22 protein-coding genes and 1 pseudogene are annotated in these 23,491 nt (G+C 69.8%); 13 read left to right on the top strand and 10 right to left on the bottom strand.

What is annotated here, in order from left to right; genetic code table 11:
- Positions 1-568: pseudogene (locus tag ABD378_RS34705) on the bottom strand (hypothetical protein); the annotation flags it as partial.
- Between the two features lie 267 nt (positions 569-835).
- Positions 836-1,276: a methylmalonyl-CoA epimerase gene (gene mce, locus ABD378_RS34700; RefSeq protein ID WP_135330222.1), complete on the bottom strand. Its 441-nt coding sequence runs from the start codon at positions 1,274-1,276 to the stop codon at positions 836-838.
- Between the two features lie 136 nt (positions 1,277-1,412).
- Between mce and ABD378_RS34695 the strand changes: the two genes are divergently transcribed.
- Together ABD378_RS34695 and meaB are read left to right on the top strand one after the other, a co-directional pair.
- Positions 1,413-2,615: an acetyl-CoA C-acetyltransferase gene (locus tag ABD378_RS34695; RefSeq protein WP_344527678.1), complete on the top strand. Its 1,203-nt coding sequence runs from the start codon at positions 1,413-1,415 to the stop codon at positions 2,613-2,615.
- 61 nt (positions 2,616-2,676) lie between these two features.
- Positions 2,677-3,633: a methylmalonyl Co-A mutase-associated GTPase MeaB gene (gene meaB / locus ABD378_RS34690; protein WP_344527676.1), complete on the top strand. Its 957-nt coding sequence runs from the start codon at positions 2,677-2,679 to the stop codon at positions 3,631-3,633.
- A gap of 272 nt (positions 3,634-3,905) precedes the next feature.
- Here meaB and ABD378_RS34685 read toward each other — a convergent pair whose 3' ends face one another.
- Positions 3,906-4,616 carry a PepSY domain-containing protein gene (locus tag ABD378_RS34685; protein ID WP_344527674.1) on the bottom strand — a complete coding sequence of 237 codons (711 nt, stop codon included), beginning with the start codon at positions 4,614-4,616 and terminating at the stop codon, positions 3,906-3,908.
- Positions 4,617-4,761: 145 nt separating this feature from the next.
- On the opposite strand from ABD378_RS34685, the gene ABD378_RS34680 reads away from it, so the two are divergent.
- Both ABD378_RS34680 and ABD378_RS34675 read left to right on the top strand, forming a co-directional pair.
- Positions 4,762-5,427 (top strand): response regulator transcription factor, encoded by a 666-nt coding sequence (locus ABD378_RS34680; protein ID WP_344527672.1) that lies wholly within the window; start codon positions 4,762-4,764, stop codon positions 5,425-5,427.
- Positions 5,424-6,860 (top strand): sensor histidine kinase, encoded by a 1,437-nt coding sequence (locus ABD378_RS34675; protein ID WP_344527670.1) that lies wholly within the window; start codon positions 5,424-5,426, stop codon positions 6,858-6,860. The genes ABD378_RS34680 and ABD378_RS34675 overlap by 4 nt, the downstream gene beginning before the upstream one ends.
- Before the next feature lie 3 nt (positions 6,861-6,863).
- Here the strand turns inward: ABD378_RS34675 and ABD378_RS34670 are convergent, their stop codons facing one another.
- The 4 genes from ABD378_RS34670 to ABD378_RS34655 form a co-directional block, all read right to left on the bottom strand.
- Positions 6,864-7,340, bottom strand: coding sequence for a MarR family winged helix-turn-helix transcriptional regulator (locus tag ABD378_RS34670; RefSeq protein WP_249587707.1), 477 nt, complete (start codon positions 7,338-7,340; stop codon positions 6,864-6,866).
- 118 nt (positions 7,341-7,458) lie between these two features.
- Positions 7,459-8,247 (bottom strand): AIM24 family protein, encoded by a 789-nt coding sequence (locus tag ABD378_RS34665; RefSeq protein WP_344527682.1) that lies wholly within the window; start codon positions 8,245-8,247, stop codon positions 7,459-7,461.
- An 8-nt stretch (positions 8,248-8,255) separates the two neighbouring features.
- Entirely contained in the window at positions 8,256-8,906 is a 651-nt protein-coding gene (locus ABD378_RS34660) for an AIM24 family protein (RefSeq protein ID WP_160507266.1), read from the bottom strand.
- Between the two features lies 1 nt (position 8,907).
- Positions 8,908-9,546 (bottom strand): AIM24 family protein, encoded by a 639-nt coding sequence (locus tag ABD378_RS34655; protein ID WP_344527667.1) that lies wholly within the window; start codon positions 9,544-9,546, stop codon positions 8,908-8,910.
- A 167-nt stretch (positions 9,547-9,713) separates the two neighbouring features.
- Between ABD378_RS34655 and ABD378_RS34650 the strand changes: the two genes are divergently transcribed.
- From ABD378_RS34650 to glxA, 4 genes are all read left to right on the top strand, one after another.
- Positions 9,714-10,058, top strand: coding sequence for a DUF3817 domain-containing protein (locus tag ABD378_RS34650; protein WP_344527665.1), 345 nt, complete (start codon positions 9,714-9,716; stop codon positions 10,056-10,058).
- Entirely contained in the window at positions 10,055-10,348 is a 294-nt protein-coding gene (locus ABD378_RS34645) for an MTH1187 family thiamine-binding protein (protein WP_344527663.1), read from the top strand. The genes ABD378_RS34650 and ABD378_RS34645 overlap by 4 nt, the downstream gene beginning before the upstream one ends.
- A gap of 533 nt (positions 10,349-10,881) precedes the next feature.
- The gene (locus tag ABD378_RS34640) at positions 10,882-12,723 is read left to right on the top strand and encodes a glycosyltransferase family 2 protein (RefSeq protein WP_344527661.1); all 1,842 of its coding nucleotides are present in this window, start codon (positions 10,882-10,884) and stop codon (positions 12,721-12,723) included.
- A 3-nt stretch (positions 12,724-12,726) separates the two neighbouring features.
- The gene (gene glxA, locus ABD378_RS34635) at positions 12,727-14,691 is read left to right on the top strand and encodes a radical copper oxidase GlxA (protein WP_344527659.1); all 1,965 of its coding nucleotides are present in this window, start codon (positions 12,727-12,729) and stop codon (positions 14,689-14,691) included.
- A 7-nt stretch (positions 14,692-14,698) separates the two neighbouring features.
- On the opposite strand, the gene ABD378_RS34630 is transcribed toward glxA, so the two are convergent.
- Positions 14,699-15,730, bottom strand: coding sequence for a glycoside hydrolase family 6 protein (locus ABD378_RS34630; RefSeq protein ID WP_344527657.1), 1,032 nt, complete (start codon positions 15,728-15,730; stop codon positions 14,699-14,701).
- Between the two features lie 82 nt (positions 15,731-15,812).
- Positions 15,813-16,799, bottom strand: a complete 987-nt coding sequence (locus ABD378_RS34625) for an ArsR/SmtB family transcription factor (RefSeq protein WP_344527655.1) — start codon at positions 16,797-16,799, stop codon at positions 15,813-15,815.
- Between the two features lie 72 nt (positions 16,800-16,871).
- Here ABD378_RS34625 and ABD378_RS34620 point away from each other — a divergent pair, with 72 nt between their 5' ends.
- The 5 genes from ABD378_RS34620 (at position 16,872) to ABD378_RS34600 (ending at position 22,158) form a co-directional block, all read left to right on the top strand.
- On the top strand, positions 16,872-18,170 hold the full coding sequence (locus tag ABD378_RS34620) for an MFS transporter (protein ID WP_344527653.1): 1,299 nt from the start codon (positions 16,872-16,874) through the stop codon (positions 18,168-18,170).
- Between the two features lie 10 nt (positions 18,171-18,180).
- Entirely contained in the window at positions 18,181-18,690 is a 510-nt protein-coding gene (locus tag ABD378_RS34615; RefSeq protein WP_344527651.1) for a MarR family winged helix-turn-helix transcriptional regulator, read from the top strand.
- A 68-nt stretch (positions 18,691-18,758) separates the two neighbouring features.
- Positions 18,759-19,091: a DUF3817 domain-containing protein gene (locus ABD378_RS34610; protein ID WP_344527649.1), complete on the top strand. Its 333-nt coding sequence runs from the start codon at positions 18,759-18,761 to the stop codon at positions 19,089-19,091.
- A 106-nt stretch (positions 19,092-19,197) separates the two neighbouring features.
- On the top strand, positions 19,198-20,898 hold the full coding sequence (gene icmA / locus ABD378_RS34605) for a coenzyme B12-dependent isobutyryl-CoA mutase large subunit (RefSeq protein WP_344527647.1): 1,701 nt from the start codon (positions 19,198-19,200) through the stop codon (positions 20,896-20,898).
- Between the two features lie 159 nt (positions 20,899-21,057).
- The gene (locus ABD378_RS34600; protein ID WP_344527645.1) at positions 21,058-22,158 is read left to right on the top strand and encodes an alpha/beta fold hydrolase; all 1,101 of its coding nucleotides are present in this window, start codon (positions 21,058-21,060) and stop codon (positions 22,156-22,158) included.
- A 7-nt stretch (positions 22,159-22,165) separates the two neighbouring features.
- Here the strand turns inward: ABD378_RS34600 and ABD378_RS34595 are convergent.
- A partial coding sequence (locus ABD378_RS34595; RefSeq protein ID WP_344527643.1) for a sensor histidine kinase occupies positions 22,166-23,491 on the bottom strand: 1,326 nt, incomplete at its 5' end.

The following is a 23,491-nucleotide window of genomic DNA, read 5'->3' as shown; positions in this document are numbered from 1 at the left end:
CGCCCGCGCGCAGCGGAAGCAGCACGTCCAGGGCGTGGTCGGCCTCGGTGTGGTCCGCGTCGAGCAGGCGGCGTGCCTGCTGTTCCGTGCGCGCCCGCAGCTGCTCGGCCCACGCCACGTTCTCGTTGACGTGCGACTCGACGGTCTGGCGGCGCTCGGACAGCTCCTGGTCGAGCTGCTGACGGCGTGACACCGCCTCGGAGTGCAGCTCGGACTGGAGCCTGGCCTGCTGCTCGGCGTGCTCCTGGAGGATGCGCTGGGTCTGCGCGCGGGCGTCGCGCAGTTCGCGCTCGGCGTCCTGGCGCAGTTGGTCGGCCTGGATCTGGGCATTACGGAGCAACTGCTCGGCCTGATAGCCGATGTCCGCGCCGTCGTAGGCAGGGCGGGACGCGAGGTTGCGGCGCGCCTCGTGCAGCTTGGCGCGCAACACCTCGACCTGGTAGCCGAGGTCCTCGGCGTGCTGAACAGCCTTCTCTCGCTCGGTCTTCAGCCGGTCCATCTCGGCCTCGAACCGCGAAAGATGGTCCGTCTCAGCCCGCGAGCTCTCTTGGCGTTCGTAGCCCCGCACTGCGCGGTCCCATCCTTCCCCAAGCTCTCAACTTCGTTCGAGCAGGGGAGGCCCCGCTCTGGTCGCAAGTTTCGTACGAGCCCTGTCCATCCGCCGAACGGGGCCCACGGGGAATGGTGTCAGATCAACAGCAGAGCTTGGGCTGCTGCCCTGACGCTCGTCCCCCGAAACCCGGACCCCGGCAAGCGGCCGCCCAGCGTACGGACGACCGGCCGCCCAATACTTCGGACGGCCGACCCCAACCCTACCGGCCCAAGTATGCGGAGGTCAGTGCTCCGGTGACTCCTGCGCTGCCGAGGTGACGAGTTCGGTCAGGACGCCGTGGCAGTCCTTGGGGTGAAGGAAGGTGATGCGGGATCCCATGGACCCGATTCGGGGCTCCTCATAAAGGACGCGTACGCCCTTGTCCTTGATGGCGGCGGCGTCGCCGTCCACGTCCGCGGTGCCGAAGGCGATGTGGTGCACGCCCTCGCCGTTCTTCGCCAGCCACTTGCCCACGGCGGAGTCGTCGCGAGTGGGTTCGAGGAGCTGCAGATAGGAAGCGCCGCCGTCACTCGTCTCATTGATCTTGAGCATGGCCTCGCGCACGCCCTGCTCTTCATTGACTTCGGTGTGGAACACCGTGAAGCCGTATGTCTCCCGGTAGAACTCGACGGTCTTGTCGAGGTCGAAACAGGCGATCCCGATGTGATCGATTCGCGTCAGCATGTTTTAAGTGCAGCCCTTCCGGCGGTGATTACGCAACGTGCGCGCGATCACACCGAACGCCCGGTGACGCGCGGCGTACCGCTCAGTACATTCAAGTAAACCCTCATTAACTTCTCCTCCCAAGGGGCCGTGGCACATGTCTGGAACGACCGGTACCACCTCAGTGATCGTCGCGGGCGCCCGAACGCCCATGGGCCGCCTGCTCGGCTCCCTGAAGTCCTTCTCCGGCGCCGACCTGGGCGGTTTCGCGATCAAGGCCGCGCTCGACCGGGCCGGGATCGGCGGCGACCAGGTGCAGTACGTGATCATGGGCCAGGTGCTCACCGCCGGGGCAGGGCAGATCCCGGCACGCCAGGCCGCCGTCAAGGCGGGCATCCCCATGAACGTCCCCGCGCTCACCGTCAACAAGGTGTGTCTCTCCGGGCTCGACGCGATCGCGCTCGCCGACCAGCTGATCCGCGCCGGCGAGTTCGACATCGTCGTCGCGGGCGGCCAGGAGTCCATGACGAACGCGCCGCACGTCCTGACCAAGTCGCGCGAGGGCGTCAAGTACGGCGCCATCGAGATGCTCGACGCCATGGCGCACGACGGCCTGACCGACCCCTTCGAGAACATCGCCATGGGCGAGTCCACGGAGAAGCACAACACCCGCCTGGGCATCGCACGGCCCGAGCAGGACGAGATCGCCGCGGCCTCCCACCAGCGCGCCGCGGCCGCCCAGAAGAACGGCATCTTCGAGGCCGAGATCACCCCGGTCGAGATCCCGCAGCGCAAGGGCGACCCGGTCCTCTTCGCCAAGGACGAGGGCATCCGCGCCGAGACGACCGCCGAGTCGCTGGGCAAGCTGCGCCCCGCCTTCGCCAAGGACGGCACGATCACGGCGGGCACGGCCTCGCAGATCTCCGACGGCGCCGCGGCGGTCGTGGTGATGTCGAAGGCCAAGGCCGAGGAGCTCGGCCTCGACTGGATCGCGGAGATCGGGGCGCACGGCAACGTGGCGGGCCCGGACAACTCGCTCCAGTCGCAGCCGTCGAACGCGATCCTGCACGCCCTGAAGAAGGAGGGCCTGGACGTCGCGGACCTCGACCTGATCGAGATCAACGAGGCCTTCGCCGCGGTCGCGGTGCAGTCAATGAAGGACCTCGGGGTGTCCTCGGAAAAGGTGAACGTCAACGGCGGGGCCATTGCCCTGGGTCACCCGATCGGCATGTCCGGCGCACGCGTCGTCCTGCACCTCGCCCTTGAGCTGAAGCGGCGGGGCGGCGGCGTGGGCGCTGCCGCGCTGTGCGGTGGCGGCGGGCAGGGTGACGCGCTGATCGTGAAGGTGGCGAAGGCCTGACGCGTTCCCGCGTGCATGCCTTCCCGCGTCTCGGAAACGTCTTGGAACGGAGCTGTCTGACATGCAGGACGTCCCCTCCCTGGTGGCACAGGCCCGCGAGGGCAGGCCGCGGGCCGTGGCCCGGCTGATCTCACTGGTCGAGGGGGCGTCACCGCAGCTCCGCGAGGTCATGGCGGCGCTGGCCCCGCTGGCGGGCCATGCGTACGTCGTGGGTCTCACGGGATCACCCGGTGTCGGCAAGTCGACTTCGACGTCGGCGCTCGTCTCCGCGTACCGCAAGGCGGGCAAGCGGGTCGGTGTCCTGGCCGTCGACCCGTCGTCCCCCTTCTCCGGGGGCGCGCTGCTCGGCGACCGGGTCCGGATGTCGGAGCACGCATCCGACCCCGGTGTCTACATCCGCTCGATGGCGACGCGAGGCCACCTCGGCGGCCTCGCGTGGTCGGCCCCGCAGGCGATCCGGGTCCTGGACGCGGCGGGCTGCGACGTGATCCTGGTCGAGACGGTCGGCGTGGGCCAGTCCGAGGTGGAGATCGCCTCGCAGGCGGACACGTCGGTGGTGCTGCTCGCCCCCGGGATGGGGGACGGGATCCAGGCGGCGAAGGCCGGGATCCTGGAGATCGGCGACGTGTACGTCGTCAACAAGGCGGACCGGGACGGCGCGGACGCGACCGCGCGCGAGCTGAACCACATGCTGGGGCTCGGGGAGTCCCGCGCCGCGGGGGACTGGCGCCCGCCCATCGTGAAGACGGTGGCCGCGCGGGGCGAGGGGATCGACGAGGTCGTCGAAGCCCTGGAGAAGCACCGGGCGTGGATGGAGGAGCGGGGTGTCCTGGCGGACCGCCGGGCGGTGCGGGCGGCGCGGGAGGTCGAGACCATCGCGGTCACGGCCCTGCGCGAGCGCATCGCCGACCTCCACGGGGACGCACGTCTTTCCGCTCTGGCGGAACGGATCGTCGCCGGGGAGCTGGACCCTTACGCGGCGGCGGACGAACTGGTGGCCAGCTTGACCTCGGGCTGAGGGGCGGACCGACCAGGTGACCCGGTGGGTGGATCGGATCCGCTGCTCCGGGTGGTCCCGCGGTCGCACGAGCCGCCGCTTCGCGGCGAGTCTTTCCCGCCCACCCACCCGATTACCCCGGAGTAATGGGTGGGTGGGCGGGAAACATCCGCCGCGAAGCGGCGGTTCAGGCTGTGACGTGCCGTGAAGCGGTGGTTCAGAGCACACGCACGACGTGAGCCGGCCCCGCAGGACATTCCTGCGGGGCCGGCTCCCCGGGGGGACGGGGCCAATTAGTCGTCGGAGCCGTCAGAGTCGTCGTCCGAGTCGTTGTCGTCCGAGTCGTGGTCGGAGTCGTCGTGGCTGTCCGACTTGTCGGCGGTGACCTTGCCCGACTGCAGGTCGACCTTCCAGTCGGACTCCGCACCCTTGGCACCGGAGGTCTCCGCCTCCCAGGCGCCTGCCGTGCCGTCGTCGTCCAGGTCCACCGACGTGACCTCGCCCTTGGCCGCGGCGGCCTTCGCCGCGTCCTCAGCCGTGGTGGACGCGCCCTTCAGGGCGGCGGCCACGCGGCTCGCGTCGCCGTCCTCGTCCTGCTCGGTGTGCGAGCCCAGGACCTTGCCGGTGCCCGGGTCGACCTGCACGCTGTGCCAGGTGCTGCCCTTGCCGAGAATGTCGACGTCCCAGACCAGGCCGCCGTTGTCCTCGTCGTCGAGCTCGGCGGAGACCGCGGTACCGGACTGGTTCGCCAGCGCCGCCTTGATCGCGTCGGCCGCCGTCACCTTGGCGGCGTTCACCTCGGCGGTGTTCTCCTTGGCGTCGTCGCGGTCGTCGTACCGGTCGTCGTCGCGGTCGTTGTCCCGGTCGTCGTCCTTCAGCTGAACGCTGGACTTCTTGGCGGCGGCCGACGACTCGTCGTCGCCGGTGGCGGCGAGCGCTGTCGCCGTGCCGCCCCCGACCAGAGCGATGGCCGCGACAGTGGCGATGACGATGTTGCGCTTCATAAGGGGTTCCTCCCGAGACGGTGGCTGTGCGGCCCGTGGGCCGCCGCCGTTCGCTTTCGACAAGAACCAATCTGGCTGAGCGATGCTGAAGCCAGCCTGAAGCCGCCTGAAGAACTCTTCAGGTTCGCTCTGCGACCCTGAACGCATGCGCCTGTTGATCGTGGAGGACGAAAAGCGGCTCGCCCTGTCGCTCGCCAAGGGCCTGACGGCCGAGGGCTACGCCGTGGACGTCGTGCACGACGGCGTCGACGGCCTTCACCGGGCGAGCGAGGGAACGTACGACCTGGTCATCCTCGACATCATGCTGCCCGGCATGAACGGCTACCGCGTCTGCTCCACGCTGCGCGCCGCGGGACACGACGTACCGATCCTGATGCTGACCGCCAAGGACGGCGAGTACGACGAGGCCGAAGGGCTCGACACGGGCGCCGACGACTATCTGACGAAGCCCTTCTCGTACGTCGTGCTCGTTGCCCGTGTGAAGGCGCTCCTGCGCCGCCGCGGCAACGCGGGGCCGTCCCCGGTCCACACCCTCGGCGACCTCAAGGTCGACACCGCGGCGCGCCGCGTCTTCCGCGGCGACGACGAAGTGACGCTCACCGCCAAGGAGTTCGCGGTGCTCGAGCAGCTCGTGCTGCGCACGGGCGAGGTGGTCTCCAAGGGCGACATCCTGGAGCACGTCTGGGACTTCGCCTACGAGGGGGACCCCAACATCGTCGAGGTGTACATCAGCGCGCTGCGGCGCAAGCTCGGGGCACCGCTGATCAAGACGGTGCGCGGCGCCGGATACCGCCTGGAGACCCCCCGATGAGTTCTCGATTCTTCAGTTCCGTACGGGCCAGGGCCACGCTCGGCGCCTCCCTCGTCGTCGCCGTCGCGCTGGTCGCCGCGGGCGCCGCCGTCCTGCTCTCGCTGCGCGCCAATCTGACCGATCAGGCGAGCGGCCAGGCCGAGTCCGCCGCCCGCGGTGTGGCCTCGCAGCTCGCGGCGAACGTGGCGTACGGCCAACTGGACCTGGACGACGAGGACCATCCGGTCCAGGTCGTCGACGGCGACGGACGGCTCGTCGCCGCCAGTGAGGACCTTGAGAGCATCAGCGGCACGGGATCCGACGCCGTCAAGCCCCGGCCCGCGTCCACCACGCCCCCCAAGGGCGACGACGATGACGACGACGAGAGCGAGGGCGCCTCGCTCGAAGCCGGGGAGATCTCCGAGGGCGCGGCGGACGTCACCTCCGGCTCCGCCACCGTCGACGGCGAGACGGCGGACTACCGCTTCGCCGCCGTCGAGGTGAACGTCGAGAAGAAGGGCGACCTCACGGTCTACGCGGGCGCCTCGCTCGCCGCCCAGCAGAGCGCGGTGTCCACGGCGTTGACGTCCATGCTCATCGGCTTCCCGCTGCTTCTGGCCGTCATCGCCGGGGTGACCTGGCTCGTGACGCGGCGCGCCCTGCGGCCGGTGGACGCGATCCGCTCCGAGATGGCGGCCATCACCGCATCCGAGGACCTCGCGCGCCGCGTGCCCGAGCCGGACACGCACGACGAGATCGCCCGTCTGGCCACGACCACGAACGAGACGCTCGCCGCCCTGCAGAGCTCGGTGGAACGCCAGCGCCGCTTCGTGGCCGACGCCTCGCACGAACTGCGCAGCCCCATCGCCTCCTTGCGTACGCAGCTCGAAGTGGGCGCGGCCCACCCGGAGTTGCTTGATGTGGACGGTGCGGTCGAGGACACCGTACGACTGCAGGAACTGGCCGCCGACCTGCTTCTCCTTGCCCGCCTGGACGCGGGCGAGAAGCCGGGCGGCGGACACGTCGACCTCGCGGCCCTCGCCCGCGAGGAGCTCTCGCAGCGCACGCGGGACCGCGTCGACGTCCGTATGGACCTGAAGAGCGTCGAAGTGACCGGCTCGCGCAGCCAGTTGGCGCGCGTGCTCGGCAACCTCGTGAACAACGCGCAGCGCCACGCGCGCTCGCACGTCACGGTCGCCACCCGCGCCGAGGGCGCGTGGGCGATCCTTGAGGTCTCCGACGACGGAAACGGCGTGCCGGAGGGCGAACGCGACCGGATCTTCGAGCGCTTCGTCCGCCTCGACGACGCCCGCGCCCGGGATGACGGCGGGGCGGGCCTGGGTCTCGCCATCGCGCGCGACGTCGCCGCACGCCACGGCGGGACCCTCACGGTCAAAGAGGCCCCCGGTGGGGGAGCGCTCTTCGAACTCAGGGTCCCTGCCGCTTCCCGGTGAGGGTCAGGGCTTGCCCCGCTGGGCGCGGAGGTGTTCCGCGATCGGGGTCAGGGCCTTGTGGAGTTCGCCGAGCGCCTCGGGTGAGATCAGGTCGACGAAGTGCTGGCGGACCGACGCCACGTGGTGCGGGGCGACCCGTTGCATCGTCTCCATGCCCTCGTCCGTGAGGACGGTGTAGAGCCCGCGCCGGTCGGACTCGCAGTTCTCCCGGCGGACCAGGCCCGCGTTCTCCATGCGGGTGATCTGATGGGACAGGCGGCTCTTGGACTGCAGTGTGGCGGCCGCGAGATCGCTCATACGCATCCGCTTCTCTTCCGATTCGGAGAGATGGACGAGGATGTCGTAGTCGTTCATGGTCAGGTTGAACGGCTGGAGGTCCTTCTCGAGCTGATAAGTCAGCATCCTGTTGACCTCCACGTGGGTGCGCCAGGCGCACTGTTCCTCGTTGGTCAGCCACTGCGGGGCCGTATCGGTCTCCATGGAATCGATTCTACCTAAGAAGTTGAAAGGTGAACGAATGTCGGTGTGTGACACGCGCCTCTCACCCCAGGTGTAGAGGGGTACAGGCGTTCGCCCGTCACACTCCGCAGACTACCGCTCACAGGCCGAAGCGACGCTGGAGGTCCCCCAGTTGTCCGGGAAGGCGCGGTTGTCCCGACTGCCGGCCGTGTTGACCCGGTGCGCCCTGACCGCCCGGCACGCCCGCCTGCTGCGGCACCGCGCCCGCCGCCTGCTCGGCCATGAGCGCCTCCGAGGACTGCAGGAGCACCGTGCCCGCCCCCACGAACTCGAACTGGTGCTCCTCACCTGAGGTTCCACCGATCCCGGTCAGTGCCCGTACGCCCCCGATGACTCCGGTCAGATATCCGTGGTCGTAGTGATGGCAGGGCGAAGGGCAGTCGGCCCAGCCCACGAGGGCCTGCGGATCGACCCGGATCGGCGGCTCCATGAAGACCACCGGGCCGTTCGACGCGGCCACGAACTTTCCGGTTCCGATCAGGGTCAGGAAGCCCGGAACGATGGATTGCTTCAGCGCGAGAGTTGGCTGAAAAGCGAGGAGGTTGCCCGAGCGAATGGTCAGGTTGCCGTCTTCCAGGTCGTACGAATTCACGTCGAAGGCCCGGTCGGCGAGGAGCATCTTGCCCTGGCCCTCGGCCACCACCCAGTCGCTCGCGTGCAGCGGCGAATGGAAACTCGTGCGCACCAGACGGTCCAGGCGGCCGTGTCCGATGCCGTTGAACTCGATCGATCCGTAGTAGGCGATCATCTTCCCCTTCTGCAGGAACCACTGGCTCCCCTTGAGCTCCACGCAGAAGGTGTACGCGTTCACGCTGTCGTCGCTCGGCAGCGTCATCGGGTCGAGCGGCGCGGGCGCTCCCGCGGGCATCGAGGGGTTCACAGCTTCTCCTCCGACGCCTGGACGTACACCGCACCGCTCCCGGAAAGCTCCAGCTGGAACGCCTCGCCCGAGCCCCGCCCCACCATGTCGCGCCAGCCGAGCGCCGTGGAGAGTTTGTTGCGTACGTCGCCGTGGTGCGCGACATACGCCTGCGGGTCCACGTGCACCGGGCGCTGCGGGGTGATCGGTACCTCGATGACCCCGCCGTGCGCCATGACGGCGACCGCGCCCTGTCCCTTGAGAGTGGTCGTGAAGAGGCCCTGCCCTGTGACCTGGCCGCGGACCATGCCCATGACGCCGCCCTGGGAGCCCATGAACATCGTGCCCTGCTGGAGCGTCCCGTCGAAGGCGAGCAGCCGGTCCGCCTCCACGTAGAGGGTGTCTCCGGTGAGGCTGATCACCTGGATGTGGTGGCCGCCGTGCCCGAAGAGGACGGTGCCACTGCCCTCGACGGTCATCAGGGGCGTCGCCTCATTGGCGACCCGGCGCCCGATCATGGAGGCAAGGCCTCCCTGCCCGCCCTGGATGTTGGGCGTGAACGCCACATCGCCCTTGTACGCGAGCATGGCGCCGCGCTGACTGAACAGCCGTTGGCCCGGAAGGACGGTCGCCTCGACCATCTTCGAGTTGATCTCTCTGAAAGGCATGTCAGACGTCCCCCGCGATCGTGTTCCGCTCACTGGGCTGGACATAGACGAGCCCCTCGCCCTCGAAGCGGATCTGGAAGGCCTCGCCGCCGCCCTCGCCGAGCAACGTACGGAAAGTGACGCCCGACTGGAGGTTCTGGCGGAGGTCGCCCTGGTGCGCGACATACGCCCCCGGGTCCACGGTCAGGGGATACTGCCGACTGACCCGCAGCACCACGGCCGGGCCATCGGACATGATCGCCGCCTGGCCCGAGCCCTCGACGGTCGTGGTGAACAGGCCGTTGCCCTGCGAGGCGCCGCGGACGCCGGTGAATTGGGTGCCGGTGCGCAGGCCGCCGTCCGTGCACAGGAGATTGCCTGCCTCGACGAAGAGCTTCTCGCCCCGCAGCTCCACGAGGTTGATCTCGGTGGCACGGTCGGCGAACCAGCACGTGCCGTGCCCCTTCACCTCCATCACCGTCATCTGCTCGCCGGTGATGCGGCGGGTCACCATGCCCCGGACGCCCTCGCCGCCGCCGGTCATCTTTTTGAAGGCCATCTGGCCGTCGTACGCGACCATCGAGCCGTTCTTCGCCTTGACGGCGTCGCCGGACATGTCCACGGCGAGCACCCTGCTGCCTTGCAGTCGGAACGTTGCCACGTATTGACGGTAGCCGTCGGATATGGGGTCGGAACAGGGCATCGGCCCCTGAGGGAACCCGGAGAACACCCCGATGTCACAATGGGGGTCGCTTGTGCGCGCATTCACAAGATCAATGCCGTCAAGCAGCCCCGCCCCTCGCTCCCGCCTCCCACCGAAGGTGATCCGTGGACATCAAGACCGCTTCCGCACTCCGCCGCCTCCGTCTGGTCTCGGCCCCCGAGGCCGTCTCCTTCCTGCTCCTGATCATCTGCTCGGTGCTCAAGCGGACCACGGACTTCAACGCCGTGCCGGTGATGGGCATGGTCCACGGCGTGCTCTTCATCCTGTACGTGCTCTTCTGGCTCGACGCCTGGAACCGTACGAAGTGGAACGTGAAGACGGCCGCCCTCTACTTCATCCTCTCCGTCCTGCCGACCGGCGGTTTCTTCGCCGAGCGGAAGCTGAAGCGTGAGGCCGAGGCCGCCGTGATCGCGTCGCGCGCCCGTCGCGAAGGTGTCGTGAGCGCATGATCGTCGCCTTCTCCGTGACCCCGCTGGGCGTCGGCGAGGACGTGGGCGAGTACGTCGCCGACGCGGTCCGCGTCGTCCGCGAATCCGGCCTGCCCAACCGCACCGACGCGATGTTCACGTCCGTCGAGGGCGAGTGGGACGAGGTGATGGGCGTCGTCAAGCGCGCCGTCGCCGCGGTCGAGGCGCGGGCGCCGCGTGTCTCTGTCGTCATGAAGGCGGACATCCGCCCCGGAGTGACCGACGGGATGACGTCGAAGGTCGACACGGTGGAGCGACACCTTTCGCAGTAGCCCCGCCCCACAAAGAGCCCCCGCCGACGGTCAGTCGCCGGGGGCTTTCTTCTCGCCCGCGATGGCCCCCCTCGCGCGGGGCGGGGCCTCGTCCATCGCCCCCGGCAGCGCCGCTGACGCACAAGCGTTTCCCGCCCACCCACCCGATTGCCCCGCAGCGCCCCGATTGCCGGTAGGGCCGGGGAGGCGGCCCGCAGTCGGCATCGAGACGCGAGGGGACGTGCCGGTATGTCCGCCCGGAGCACGGCTCCCAACACTCCAGCCCCGAAGCACCAAAGCGCCCACCGGACGATAGCGAGGACGGACATACCGGCGCGGCCCCGCACCACAGCCGAACTAGCCCCGCACCCGCACCCGCACCAGCCCCGCACCCCACAGCAGCTCCCGCAACCGCAGCCAAACCGCTCACCCTAAAACCGCTCGCACGGACGCATCCCGTTCGACACGCCGAGGAAAGTCCCCTTTTGTGAGGGTATCGGCTTGTTCGCACCTGAACCTGCCATTGCCAGATCACCCAAGACCTGGAGGGCGCTGTGCGGCCGGAGGGCTACGACTACGACACCCACAGCACACTCGCCGGACCGCTCACGGAGCCGGACGGCGGCAGCGGGGGCAGCGGGAGCAGCAGCGACCGCTACCGGGTGCAGTACAACAAGCTTCTCTCCCGCGAGCCCCACCGAATACGAGCCGTCATCCTGATGACGCTCGCGCCCGTCCTCACCGGCCTCCTCCTGGTCTATCTCGTCTGGCCGACCCACTGGACGGAACGCGAGGGCGCCGACCGCTGGCTCATCGGTCTCGACGTCACGATGCTCGTGGCGATCGGGCTCATCGAGCTCTTCATGCTCGTCAACGTCATCTCGATCGCCCACGCGACGATGGTGGCGAGGGACCCGATACCGGTCACCCCCGAACCCGGCACCCGCGTCGCGTTCCTCACGACGTACGTCCCCGGCAAGGAACCCCTCAGCATGGTCCGCGGCACCCTCGAGGGGGCCAAGCGGATACACCACACCGGCCCCCTCGACGTCTGGCTCCTGGACGAGGGTGACAACGAGGACGCCAAGGCGCTCTGCGAGGAACTCGGCGTACGTCACTTCACCCGCAACGGAGTGCCCGAGTGGAACCGCGAGAAGGGTGTCCACAAGGCCCGCACCAAGCACGGCAACTACAACGCCTGGCTCGCGATGCACGGCGGCGACTACGACTTCTTCGCCTCCGTGGACACCGACCACGTCCCGCTCCCCAACTTCCTTGAGCGGATGATGGGTTACTTCCGGGACGAGGACGTCGCGTTCGTCGTCGGCCCCCAGGTGTACGGGAACTACGACAGCCCCGTCACCAAGGCCGCCGAGTCCCAGCAGTTCCTCTTCCACGCCCTGATCCAGCGCGCCGGCAACCGCTACCGCGCGCCCATGTTCGTCGGCACCAACAACGTCGTACGCATCAAGGCGCTCCGCCAGGTCGGCGGCCTGTACGACTCCATCACCGAGGACATGGCGACCGGCTTCGAGCTGCACCGCCACAAGAACCCAGCCACCAGGCGCCACTGGCGGTCGGTCTACACCCCCGACGTGCTCGCCGTCGGCGAGGGCCCCGCCTCCTGGACGGACTTCTTCACCCAGCAGATGCGCTGGTCGCGCGGGACGTACGAGACGCTGTTCAAGCAGTACTGGAAGGCGCCGTTCACGATGCCGCCCGGCCGTCTCTTCTCGTACACGATGATGCTCGTCTACTACCCCATGACGGCGGTCAACTGGCTCCTCGGCGTGCTGAGTTGCGTCCTGTTCCTCTGGTTCGGGGCCTCCGGCACCCAGGTCGCCGCGTCCGTCTGGCTGATGCTCTACAGCGATGCGGCGGCGCTCCAGGTGGGGCTCTACCTCTGGAACCGGCGCCACAACGTCTCCCCGCACGAACCGGCGGGCTCCGGAGGCCTCGCGGGCATGGCGATGTCCGCGCTCTCCGCGCCCATCTACGCCAAGTCGCTCGGCGCCGCCGTCCTGCGCCGCCCGAGCCGCTTCGTGGTCACGCCCAAGGGCGGCGACGCGAGCCCCGACCGGGTGCTCACCTTCCGGATCCACCTCTTCTGGGCGGCAGTACTCGCCAGCTCACTGGCCGCCTCGTTCGTGCTCGGCCACACCCACGCGGCGATGCGCACCTGGGCCGTCCTTGCCCTGGTCATCGCACTCGCCCCGATAGCGATCTGGAGCTTCTCGCTGGTCATGGAGCGCAGGGCACGCACGGCGCGCAAGGAGGCCCGCGTGCAGGCGCGCCGGCGCGGCAGGGAGGACGCGGAAGGCCTTGGCGCCCCGAGCGGCGCGGACGGCGAGCCGGAGCCGGCGTTCGCCACCGGTACGACGACAGGAGGGAACTGACCCATGGCTTACCGGCCCTCTCAGCGCACCAAGAAGACGCTCCTCGGAGTCGGGGCGGGCGCGCTGCTCGTCGGACTCAACGCGCCGGCGGCGCTCTCCTTCGCCGAGGAGCAGTACCACGAGTACAAGATCGCCCAGCCCGGCTACAAGGCCAAGTACGGCTCCTGGAAGCAGATCGGCATCCCCGAGAAGTTCCGCACCAACGCCATCCACGCCGCGCTCCTGCACACCGGCAAGGTCCTCATCGTCGCGGGCTCCGGGAACGAGCAGAAGAAGTTCGACGCGGGGTCGTTCGACACGATCCTCTGGGACCCGAAGAAGGACACCTTCAAGAAGGTCGCGACCCCGGAGGACTTCTTCTGCTCGGGCCATGCCCAACTCCCCGACGGACGCCTCCTGGTGGCGGGCGGCACGGCGCGCTACGAACTCCTCGACGGCGAGATCAACCGGGCCGGCGGCGGCATGCGCGTCAAGAACGAGAACCCCGACAAGGCCATCGTCCTCAAGAAGGGCACCCGTTTCCGCTCTCCGTCGGGCGTCGAGTACGTGAGCATGCTCGACGTCAAGGTCCCCAAGGCCAAGCGGGACTACGAGATCACGTACTCCAAGACCGGTGCGATGCAGCCCTGGAAGACGACGGTCAAGGCGAGCGAGGCCCGCGTCTTCGTCGAGGCGGCCGAGGAGGGCGACGAGTTCGTCACGGAGAAGTCCGCGCAGTACGAGATCGAGGGCCTCACCGGCAAGGCGGCGGACAACGCGTACGGGATCGCCGAGAAGATCACCATGGACAAGCAGGACTTCCAGGGGATCAAGGCGGCGTACGAGTTCGACCCGAAGGCCGAGAAGTACGTCCCCGTGGAGCCGATGGAGAAGGCCCGCTGGTACCCGACGCTCGTCGGTCTGGACGACGGCAAGGTCCTCGCGGTCTCCGGCCTCGACGACGTGGGCATGATCGACCCGGGCGACAACGAGATCTACGACCCGAAGACGAAGAAGTGGACCAACGGCCCCAAGCGCTACTTCCCGACCTACCCCGCGCTCTTCCTCACCAAGGGCGGCAAGCTCTTCTACCCGGCGTCGAACGCGGGCTACGGGCCCGCGGACAAGGGCCGTGAGCCCGGCCTGTGGGACCTGAAGACGAACAAGTTCGAGAAGATCCCCGGCCTCGTCGACCTCGACCAGACCGAGACGTCCGCGTCCCTCCTGCTGCCCCCCGCGCAGGACCAGAAGGTGATGATCCTGGGCGGCGGAGGGGTCGGCGAGTCCGACAAGGCGACCCGGCGCACGGCCGTGGTCGACCTCAAGGAGGACAGCCCCGCCTTCAAGACCGGACCCGAACTCCCGCAGGGCACCCGCTACTTGAACAGCGTGATCCTTCCGGACGACTCGGTGTTCACGGCCAACGGCTCCAAGGACTACCGGGGCCGCGGCGGCAGCAACATCCTCAAGGCGCAGTTCTACGACCCCAAGACGAACAGCTTCCGCGCGGCGGCGTCCCCCAAGGTGGGGCGCAACTACCACTCCGAGGCGCTGCTCCTGCCCGACGGACGGGTCGTCACGTTCGGCTCCGACCCGCTCTTCGACAACCAGGAGAACACCAAGCTCGGCCACTTCGAGCAGCGCATGGAGGTCTTCACCCCGCCCACGCTGCACAAGGCGGGCAACAACCGTCCGGTCCTGGGCGAGGGCCCGGAGGAGCTGGCGGCGGACGGCCGGGCGACGTTCCGCACGGAGAGCCCGGAGAAGATCGCGTCGGCCCGTCTCATGCGTCCCAGCGCGGTGACGCACACGACGGACGTCGAGCAGCGGTCGATCGCGCTCGGGCTCACCAAGGGCAAGGGTGAGGTGACGGTGGACGTGCCCAAGGGCGACACCGCTCTGGTGCCGCCCGGCTGGTACATGCTGTTCGTGACGGACCAGGACGGCACGTCGTCAGAGGCGAAGTGGATCCACGTCGGGCAGAAGTGACCGCCGGTCAGGTGGCCTTGGCGTTGCGCGCGAGACCGAGTGCGTAGTCGGGCCACCACTGGCCCGCCGCCGGGCCGCCCCGGCACGGTCCGTCCGAGTCGCCGGGCCGCTTGATCCACAGGACCGCGTCGAGCAGCGCGTCACCGGTCTTGTCCGTCGGCGGGGTGCCGAGGCCGCGTCCCGGCGGATTGCACCAGGCGTCCTCGCGGTCACCGGCGAGCGGCCCCTTGCCGTTGCGGCTGGTGTCCATCACGAAGTGCTTGCCGCCGATGATCCCCGAGAGGCTGCGGCCGTACGCCTTGATGGTCTCGTCGCTCTGGAAGTTCGACACGTTCAGCGAGAAGCCGTCGGCCTGCGCGATCCCCGCCTGCTGAAGCGGTTCGGCGAGCTTGGCGGCCTGGGAGATCCAGCCCGGGTTGCCCGCGTCCAGATAGACCTTCACCTGGGGCTGCCGCTTGAACCGCTGGATGGCTTCGGAGAGCAGTTGGTAGCGGTCGGCGTGGTACTCGGCGGGGGTGCAGCCGTCCACGATGTGCGGGATCGCGTCGGGCTCCAGGACGACGACGGCCCGGCTGTCGCCGATGGTGCCGGCGAACTTCTCGATCCACTGCCGGTAGAAGTCCGAGCTGTGCGCGCCGCCCGCGGAGTGCTGGCCGCAGTCGCGGTGCGGGATGTTGTACGCGACGAGCACGGCGGTGCGGTCACCCTGCGCGGCGCCGTCGACGGCCGCCTTCACGTCGGGCACCGGGTCGTCGCCCGCGGGCCACACGGCCATGGGCTGCTCGGAGATCCGCTTCAGCGAGTCGGCGTCCTGGGTGCGGCCCTCCTGCTCCCACTGCCTGACCTGCCGGGCGGCGGCGCTCTCGGGGTCGACCCAGAAGGCGTTCTCCGAGGCCTTCTTCGCGCCCTCGGTGGAGGGACCGGCCTCGGAGGCGGTCCTCTCCTTGCTCTTGGTGCCGGAATCGGAGGAGCACCCTGCCGTGAGCCCGAGGGCCGTGAGGGCCGTGAGTGCCGTGAACGTACGGAGCAGCCGGTGCATCCAGCCCCCTTGGGCGACGGTGACCGGGCAATCGTTACATAACGGTCCAATCACCCTTGGTTACGACACCGCGCGAGGCCCGTCAGATACCGCCGCCACTCGCCAGCGCGATGCCGAGCGGCGTGCGCTCGTAGAGCACCTGATGCCCGTACCGCCGCGAGATCAGCAGCCCCGCCCCGCGCAGGGCGCCGAGGTGCGCGGAGACGGACGAGGGGGCGAGCCCCAGGCGATGGGCCAGGGCCGAGGTGGTGGCCGGGTCGGTGAGCGCGGCCAGGACGGTCGCCCTGCCCCGCCCCAGGAGCCGTACGAGCGCCTCTGAAGTACGTTCGCTCGGCTCGGCCCAGAGGCCGCCGATGCCGCGGGCGGGATAGACCAGGGTCGGCTGCCAGGGCGGGTCGTGGCCGCCCACCACGTCGGGCCAGGCGAAGATGCTGGGCATCAGGACGAGGCCCTGCCCCGCCAGATGCCGCACGTGGTCGTCCCGCCGCGCGACGGTCAGCGTCTCCGCGTCCCAGGTGAACCTCGGGTCCAGTTCGGCGACCAGCGCGCCGAGCCCGACCTCCGCGAGCCGCCGGGAATGGAAGGCGACGTCCGCCTCCAGGAGCGCGCGCAGCCGGGGCCAGTCCGGCTCGACGAGGGTGTGCCAGGCGGCCTCCACGGCATCCGCGAGATCCCGCACCGCGCGCGCGGGTTCGGCGAGCAGCGCGCGCCCCCGGGGGGAATCGGCGGCCCCCGCGGTGCAGGCGAGCGCTCGCGCCAACTCCTCCCGCGCGGCCTCGGGGTCGGCCGCGCGCACGGCCGCGATCTCCTCCTCGAAGGTGGCGGCGGGGCCGATGGGGGGAGGGCCGATGAAGTCCGGGGTGTACCCCCGCTGCGGCATCAGCAGCCACAGCACCCCGAGATCGAGACCGGCACTCGCCCCGCGGATCCGCCGCAGCCACTGCGGGTGATAGCCGTGCCGGTCGGGCCGCTTCAGGGTGCGCACGGCCTCCTGCGTCTCCCACAAGGGCGAGACGGCGAACCGGCACCGCAAGAGATCGTCCGGCCCGAAATGCAACCGGTTCGGCACGGACCCACCCCCACGATTCGCCTGGAACCGAAACTCTAGGGCGACCGGCACGCGCGCGTGCAGGGTGCGGACATGTCCGACGACCCCATGTGCGCCCCCGAACCCACCGGCTACCTCCGCCTGTTCACGATCCGCGAGTTCCGTGCCGTCTTCCTCGCCCACGCCTTCTCGCTGCTCGGCGTCGTCGTCAGCGAGGTCGCGCTCACCGTGCTCGTGTACGGGCTCACCGGGTCGCCGTTGCTCAGCGCGCTGACCTTCGCGCTCGGGATGCTGCCCTATCTCGTGGGCGGGACCCTGCTCTCCGGGATCGCCGACCGGTACCCGCCGCGGCGGGTGCTCGTGGTGTGCGACGTGGTGTGTGCCGGGTGCGCCGCCCTCATGGCGCTGCCCGCCACGCCCGTCTTCGGTCTGCTCGCGCTGCGGTGCGCCATCGCCGTCGTGTCGCCCGTGTTCAACGGGACGCGGATGGCGACGCTCCCCGACATCCTCGGGGACGGCGACCTGTTCGTCCTCGGGCGCTCCCTGCTCCGGATCGTCTCGCAGAGCTCCGTACTCGTCGGGTTCGGACTCGGCGGTGTCCTGCTCACCGTCGTGTCGCCGCGCGGGGCACTCGTCATCACCGTCTGTACGTTCGCGGCCTCCGCGCTGCTCCTGCGGTGCGGGACCAGACGCAGACCCGCGCGCGGGGGTGTCGGTTCCGCGCTGATGAAGTACTCGCTCAGCGGCGCCGGGCGAGTGCTCGGCGACCGGCGGATCAGGGCGCTGCTGCTCCTGCTGTGGGCGCCGCCGATGTTCATGGTCGCCCCGGAGGCGCTCGCCGCTCCGTACGCGGACCAGATCGGCGTCGGCGTCGCGGGTGTCGGGCTGCTGATGTGCGCGCTGCCGGTCGGCACGATCACGGCGGAGCTGTACGCCGGGTCCGCGCTCTCGGCGGCCACCCGGGCCCGCATCGCCCTGCCGCTCGCCTCGTTCACGCTGCTGCCGCTCACCGTGTACGCCGTCACGCCGGGCCTCGTATGGGCGATGCTCGCCCTCGCGCTCGCCGGCGCCGGATCGGCGTACACGCTGGGCGTGGACCGGTGGTTCGTCGATGCCGTGCCCCAGGAGCTGCGCGGGCGGGCCATGACCGTGCACACGGCGGGGCTCATGACGATCCAGGGGGTGGGGATGGCGCTCGCCGGGCTCGCGGCGGAGTTCTTCGCGGTGAGCACCGTCGTCACGGCGTCGGGCGTGCTCGGCACGGTCTGCTGCCTCGCCCTGGCGGCCGAGGTCCGCGCCACGCACCGTACGGCCGACGGCGAACCAGCCAAGCCACGGGAACAGGCGACCGAATTGCGAGACGGGGCTGACCACCATGTGACCGGCGGGTAAGGTCTTTGGCGTGCCGAAGCCGCTCAGCCTTCCTTTCGATCCCATCGCCCGCGCCGACGAACTCTGGAAGCAGCGCTGGGGATCCGTACCGGCCATGGGGGCGATCACCTCGATCATGCGGGCGCACCAGATCCTGCTCGCCGAGGTCGATGCGGTCGTCAAGCCGTACGGACTGACCTTCGCGCGGTACGAGGCGCTGGTCCTTCTCACGTTCTCGCAGGCGGGTGAGTTGCCGATGTCCAAGATCGGCGAGCGCCTCATGGTGCACCCCACGTCCGTCACCAACACCGTCGACCGCCTCGTCAAGTCCGGCCTCGTCGACAAGCGCCCCAATCCGAACGACGGGCGCGGCACCCTCGCCGCCATCACGGAGAAGGGCCGCGAGGTCGTCGAGGCGGCCACCCGCGAGCTGATGGCCATGGACTTCGGGCTCGGCGTGTACGACGCCGAGGAGTGCGCGGAGATCTTCGCGATGCTGCGGCCGCTGCGGGTGGCGGCGGAGGACTTCGAAGAGCAGTAGAAGCTCTCGTTCCGGTCGTGCCGGGGCCGCCGGAAGATCGCGCAAAACGGGCCGATACGCTCGTAGGCATGAAGCGAAGCGTGCTGACCCGTTACCGGGTGATGGCCTATGTCACCGCCGTCATGTTGCTCGTGCTGTGCACCTGCATGATTTTCAAGTACGGCTTCGACAAGGGCGAGGGCCTGACGCTGGTCGTCTCCCAGGTCCACGGCGTCCTCTACATCATCTACCTGATCTTCGCCTTCGACCTGGGCTCCAAGGCGAAGTGGCCGTTCGGCAAGCTGCTGTGGGTGCTGGTCTCCGGCACCATCCCGACCGCCGCGTTCTTCGTCGAGCGCAAGGTCGTGCGCGAGGTCGAGCCGCTGATCGTCGACGGCTCCCCGGCCACCGCGAAGGCCTAGCCCCCCCCCGGAAACACCGCCACGGAGATACCCGTGGCCCCGCTGCGGAGCAGCTAATGTCGCAGCGCCTCGACATTTACTAGGACGTCCTAGTAAATTCGAAGGTATGGACGCTGACGCCATCGAGGAGGGCCGCCGTCGCTGGCAGGCCCGGTACGACACCGCGAAGAAGCGCGACGCGGATTTCACCACGCTCTCCGGCGACCCGGTCGAGCCCGTCTACGGGCCGCGGCCCGGGGATGCCTATGAGGGATTCGAGCGGATCGGATGGCCCGGCGAGTACCCCTTCACCCGCGGACTGCACGCCACCGGCTACCGCGGCCGGACCTGGACCATCCGCCAGTTCGCAGGATTCGGCAACGCCGAGCAGACGAACGAGCGCTACAAGACGATCCTGGCCAACGGCGGCGGCGGTCTCTCCGTGGCCTTCGACATGCCGACCCTGATGGGCCGGGACTCGGACGAGCCCCAGTCCCTCGGCGAGGTCGGGCACTGCGGGGTCGCCATCGACTCGGCCGCCGACATGGAGGTCCTGTTCAAGGACATCCCGCTCGGTGACGTCACGACGTCGATGACGATCTCCGGGCCCGCCGTCCCCGTCTTCTGCATGTATCTGGTCGCGGCAGAGCGGCAGGGCATCGACCCGGGCCTCCTGAACGGCACGCTCCAGACGGACATCTTCAAGGAGTACATCGCCCAGAAGGAGTGGCTCTTCCAGCCCGAGCCGCACCTGCGCCTCATCGGCGACCTCATGGAGCACTGCGCGCGCGACATCCCCGCGTACAAGCCCCTCTCGGTCTCCGGCTACCACATCCGCGAGGCCGGGGCGACGGCCGCGCAGGAGCTCGCGTACACCCTCGCGGACGGCTTCGGGTACGTCGAGCTCGGCCTGAGTCGCGGCATGGACGTGGACGTCTTCGCGCCCGGACTCAGCTTCTTCTTCGACGCGCACCTGGACTTCTTCGAGGAGATCGCCAAGTTCCGTGCCGCGCGCCGGATCTGGGCCCGCTGGATGCGGGACGTGTACGACGCGAAGACCGACAAGGCCCAGTGGCTGCGCTTCCACACGCAGACCGCGGGGGTCTCGCTGACGGCACAGCAGCCCTACAACAACGTCGTACGCACCGCCGTCGAGGCCCTCTCCGCGGTCCTCGGCGGCACGAACTCGCTGCACACGAACGCCCTCGACGAGACCCTCGCGCTGCCGAGCGAGCAGGCGGCCGAGATCGCGCTGCGCACGCAGCAGGTGCTCATGGAGGAGACGGGCGTCGCCAACGTGGCGGACCCGCTGGGCGGCTCCTGGTACGTCGAGCAGCTCACCGACCGCATCGAGGCCGACGCCGAGAAGATCTTCGAGCAGATCGAGGAGCGGGGACGCAGGGCGCATCCGAACGGGCAGCACCCGATCGGCCCGATGACGTCCGGGATCCTCAGGGGGATAGAGGACGGCTGGTTCACGGGCGAGATCGCCGAGTCGGCGTTCCAGTACCAGCAGTCCCTGGAGAAGGGTGACAAGCGCGTCGTGGGCGTCAATGTCCACCACGGCTCCGTCACCGGCGACCTGGAGATCCTGCGGGTCTCTCACGAGGTGGAGCGGGACCAGGTCAAGGTCCTCGGCGCTCGCCGCTCGGCGCGGGACGACGCGCGGGTGCGGGCCTCGCTGGACGCGATGCTGGCCGCCGCCCGCGATGGGTCCAACATGATCGCCCCCATGCTGGAGGCGGTGCGGGCCGAGGCGACCCTCGGGGAGATCTGCGGTGCGTTGCGGGACGAGTGGGGGATTTACACCGAGCCTCCTGGGTTCTAGTTCGGGTGCTCCGGGTGTGTGGGGATCTGCGGGCCGTTGTGGCTGGTCGCGCAGTTCCCCGCGCCCCTTACGGGGCTGGCCGAAAGTTGTGGGTGTCAGATGCAAGGGGCTGGGTAGGCGCGCGCTCGCGTCAGTTCTTCCTGCCCCTGGAGTCACCCTGTGTCACCCGTGAGCCTGCCCGGCCCCACTCGTACCGCCGTGATCGCCATCGGAGCCGCCACGCTCACTCTTCTCGGTGCGCTGACGGTGTACGGCTCCGGTGAGGTCAGCGCGAGCCCGCCGGCCGAGCCGAAGGTGCAGGACACCTTCGACTCGCTCGGCCCCGACGTGCACGCGGCGAAGCTCTCGAACGGCCGGACGGCGCACTACTCCGACACCGGGAACAAGAAGGGCAAGCCCGTCCTCTTCATAGGCGGCACCGGCACGAGCGCCCGCGCGGCGCACATGACCGACTTCTTCCGCTCGACGCGCGAGGACCTGGGCCTGCGCCTCATCTCCGTCGAGCGCAACGGCTTCGGCGACACGGAGTTCGACAAGAAGCTCGGCAAGGCCGACTTCGCCGACGACACCCTCGAAGTCCTCGACAAGCTCGGCGTGGACGACGTGAGCGTGATCGCCATCTCGGGCGGCGGTCCGTACGCGGCGGAGCTCGCGGGGCGCGCCCCCGACCGGATCTCGGCCCTGCACCTCGCGGCGGCCCTGCCGCCCTACGGCACGAAGCCCGCGTACTGCTCGATGTCCGACGACGAGCTGGCCGACACGGTGAAGGACTCCATCAAGGACCCGCGCAAGTGGTGGGCGTTCCCGGACGACAGCCCCGTGAAGTCGATACCGGGCTTCGCCGACACGGCGTACGAGGAAGGCGCGCGCACCTACAACCAGCGCGGCCAGCAGGCGGACCCCGCGCCGCAGGTGCACGAGCAGAAGCTGTACTGCGGGCGCCCGGGACCGGATCTCTCGAAGCTCGACGCCCCGGTCTATCTCTACGGCGGCAAGAAGGACACGACCGTGCCGCCGGCGACCCTCAAGACCTGGCAGGACGCGCTGCCGGGCAAGGCGAAGGTGCGTACGTACGCCGACTCCGGGCACGACGTGCAGTACCGCCACTGGGACCAGATCCTGGTCGACCTGGCGGGACACGGCGACCGTACGGTCATCTGCCGCGGCAAGCACACGCGCGTGCTCCCCGCCGACGAGGCCGACCGGCTGCTCGCCAAGGACAAGGCCACGCTGGGCAGCTGCGCCTGGAAGAACAACTGACCCGCGACTAGCCGGGCAGCGTCAGCCTGAACAGCGCGCCCCCGCCCGCCGCCCGCTCCGCCGAGAGCTCCGCTCCGTGCGCGTGGGCGATCTGGCGGGCCATCGCGAGACCTAGGCCCGAGCCCGGCAGGGCGCGGGCCTTCTCGGCGCGGTAGAAGCGGTCGAAGACGTACGGCAGGTCCTCCTCCGCGATGCCGGGCCCGTGGTCGCGGACCGTCAGGGCGGCGGGCGTGAGGGAGACCTCCACGGGGGTGCCCGGCGGGCTGAACTTCGCCGCGTTGTCGAGCAGGTTGGTGACGAGGCGCGAGAGGCGTGCGGGGACGCCGGGGATGCTCGTGCCGTCGGCGTCCGGCGTCACCTGGAGCGTGAACGGCACCTGCGGCCAGTGGCCGCGCGCCGCGTCCACGACATGGGCGACCAGGGGAGCGAGCCGCACCTCCTCCAGGAGGGGCTGCGGCTCCTCGTCGCGGGCCAGCTCGATCAAGTCGTTGACCATGCCGGTCACCTCGCGCAGCTGGCGGGCCAGCGCGCCGGACGCCCGCTCGCGCTGTGTGTCGGTCAACCGGTCGGCGCGGGCGAGGAGTTCGGCGTTCGTACGCAGCGCGGTCAGCGGCGTACGCAGCTCGTGCGAGGCATCGGCGACCAGGCGCCGTTGTGCGGTGACCGACTTCTCCAGCTCGGCCAGCATCGCGTTGAACGACGCGGCCAGGCGGGTCACCTCGTCCTCGCGGCCCGGCGGGCCCGGCGGCAGCTCGATGCGGTGCCGGGCGTCGCGGGTCGCCGCGATGCGTTCCGCCGTGGCGGTGAGGCGGGCGACCGGTGCGAGACCGGTGCGCGAGACCCAATAGCCGCCGAGCCCCGACAGGAGCACTCCGGCGCCGCCCACCGCGGCAAGCAGCCCGGCGGCCTGCCGCACGCCGCGCTCCGCGATGTCGGCGCGCAGGGCGACCTGGACGGCGTTCCCCTTGCCGTAGTTGGTGGTGTACATCCGGGTCGGCTTCCCGTGCAGCGTGAGGCTTGTGTAGTACGGCGACGCCTGGCCGCTCGCGACCTGCCGGGTGGAGTGGGTGACCGGAAGCAGATAGGGCTTCGACGGATCGTCGCCCGGGTCGGCGGGGACGATCTGCGAGCAGGCGGGGGCGCCGAGGAAGCGGCACTCGCCCGTGACGACGCCCGGCTCGGTGTCGTAGTGCCGCTGCTGGGCGATGAGGGTCGCCGACTGGGCGAGGTTCTGGTCGAGCTGCTGGTAGAGCTTGTAGCGGATGACGAGGAACGCCGCCGCGCACACCCCGACCGCGACCAGCGCGACGGGCGCCGCCGCGGCGATCGCCAA

Source organism: Streptomyces rectiviolaceus, from assembly GCF_039533825.1.
GTDB classification, from domain to species: Bacteria; Actinomycetota; Actinomycetes; order Streptomycetales; family Streptomycetaceae; genus Streptomyces; species Streptomyces rectiviolaceus.
Note: the sequence above shows the minus strand (reverse complement) of the source record. Positions and strands in the feature narration are given on the sequence as shown.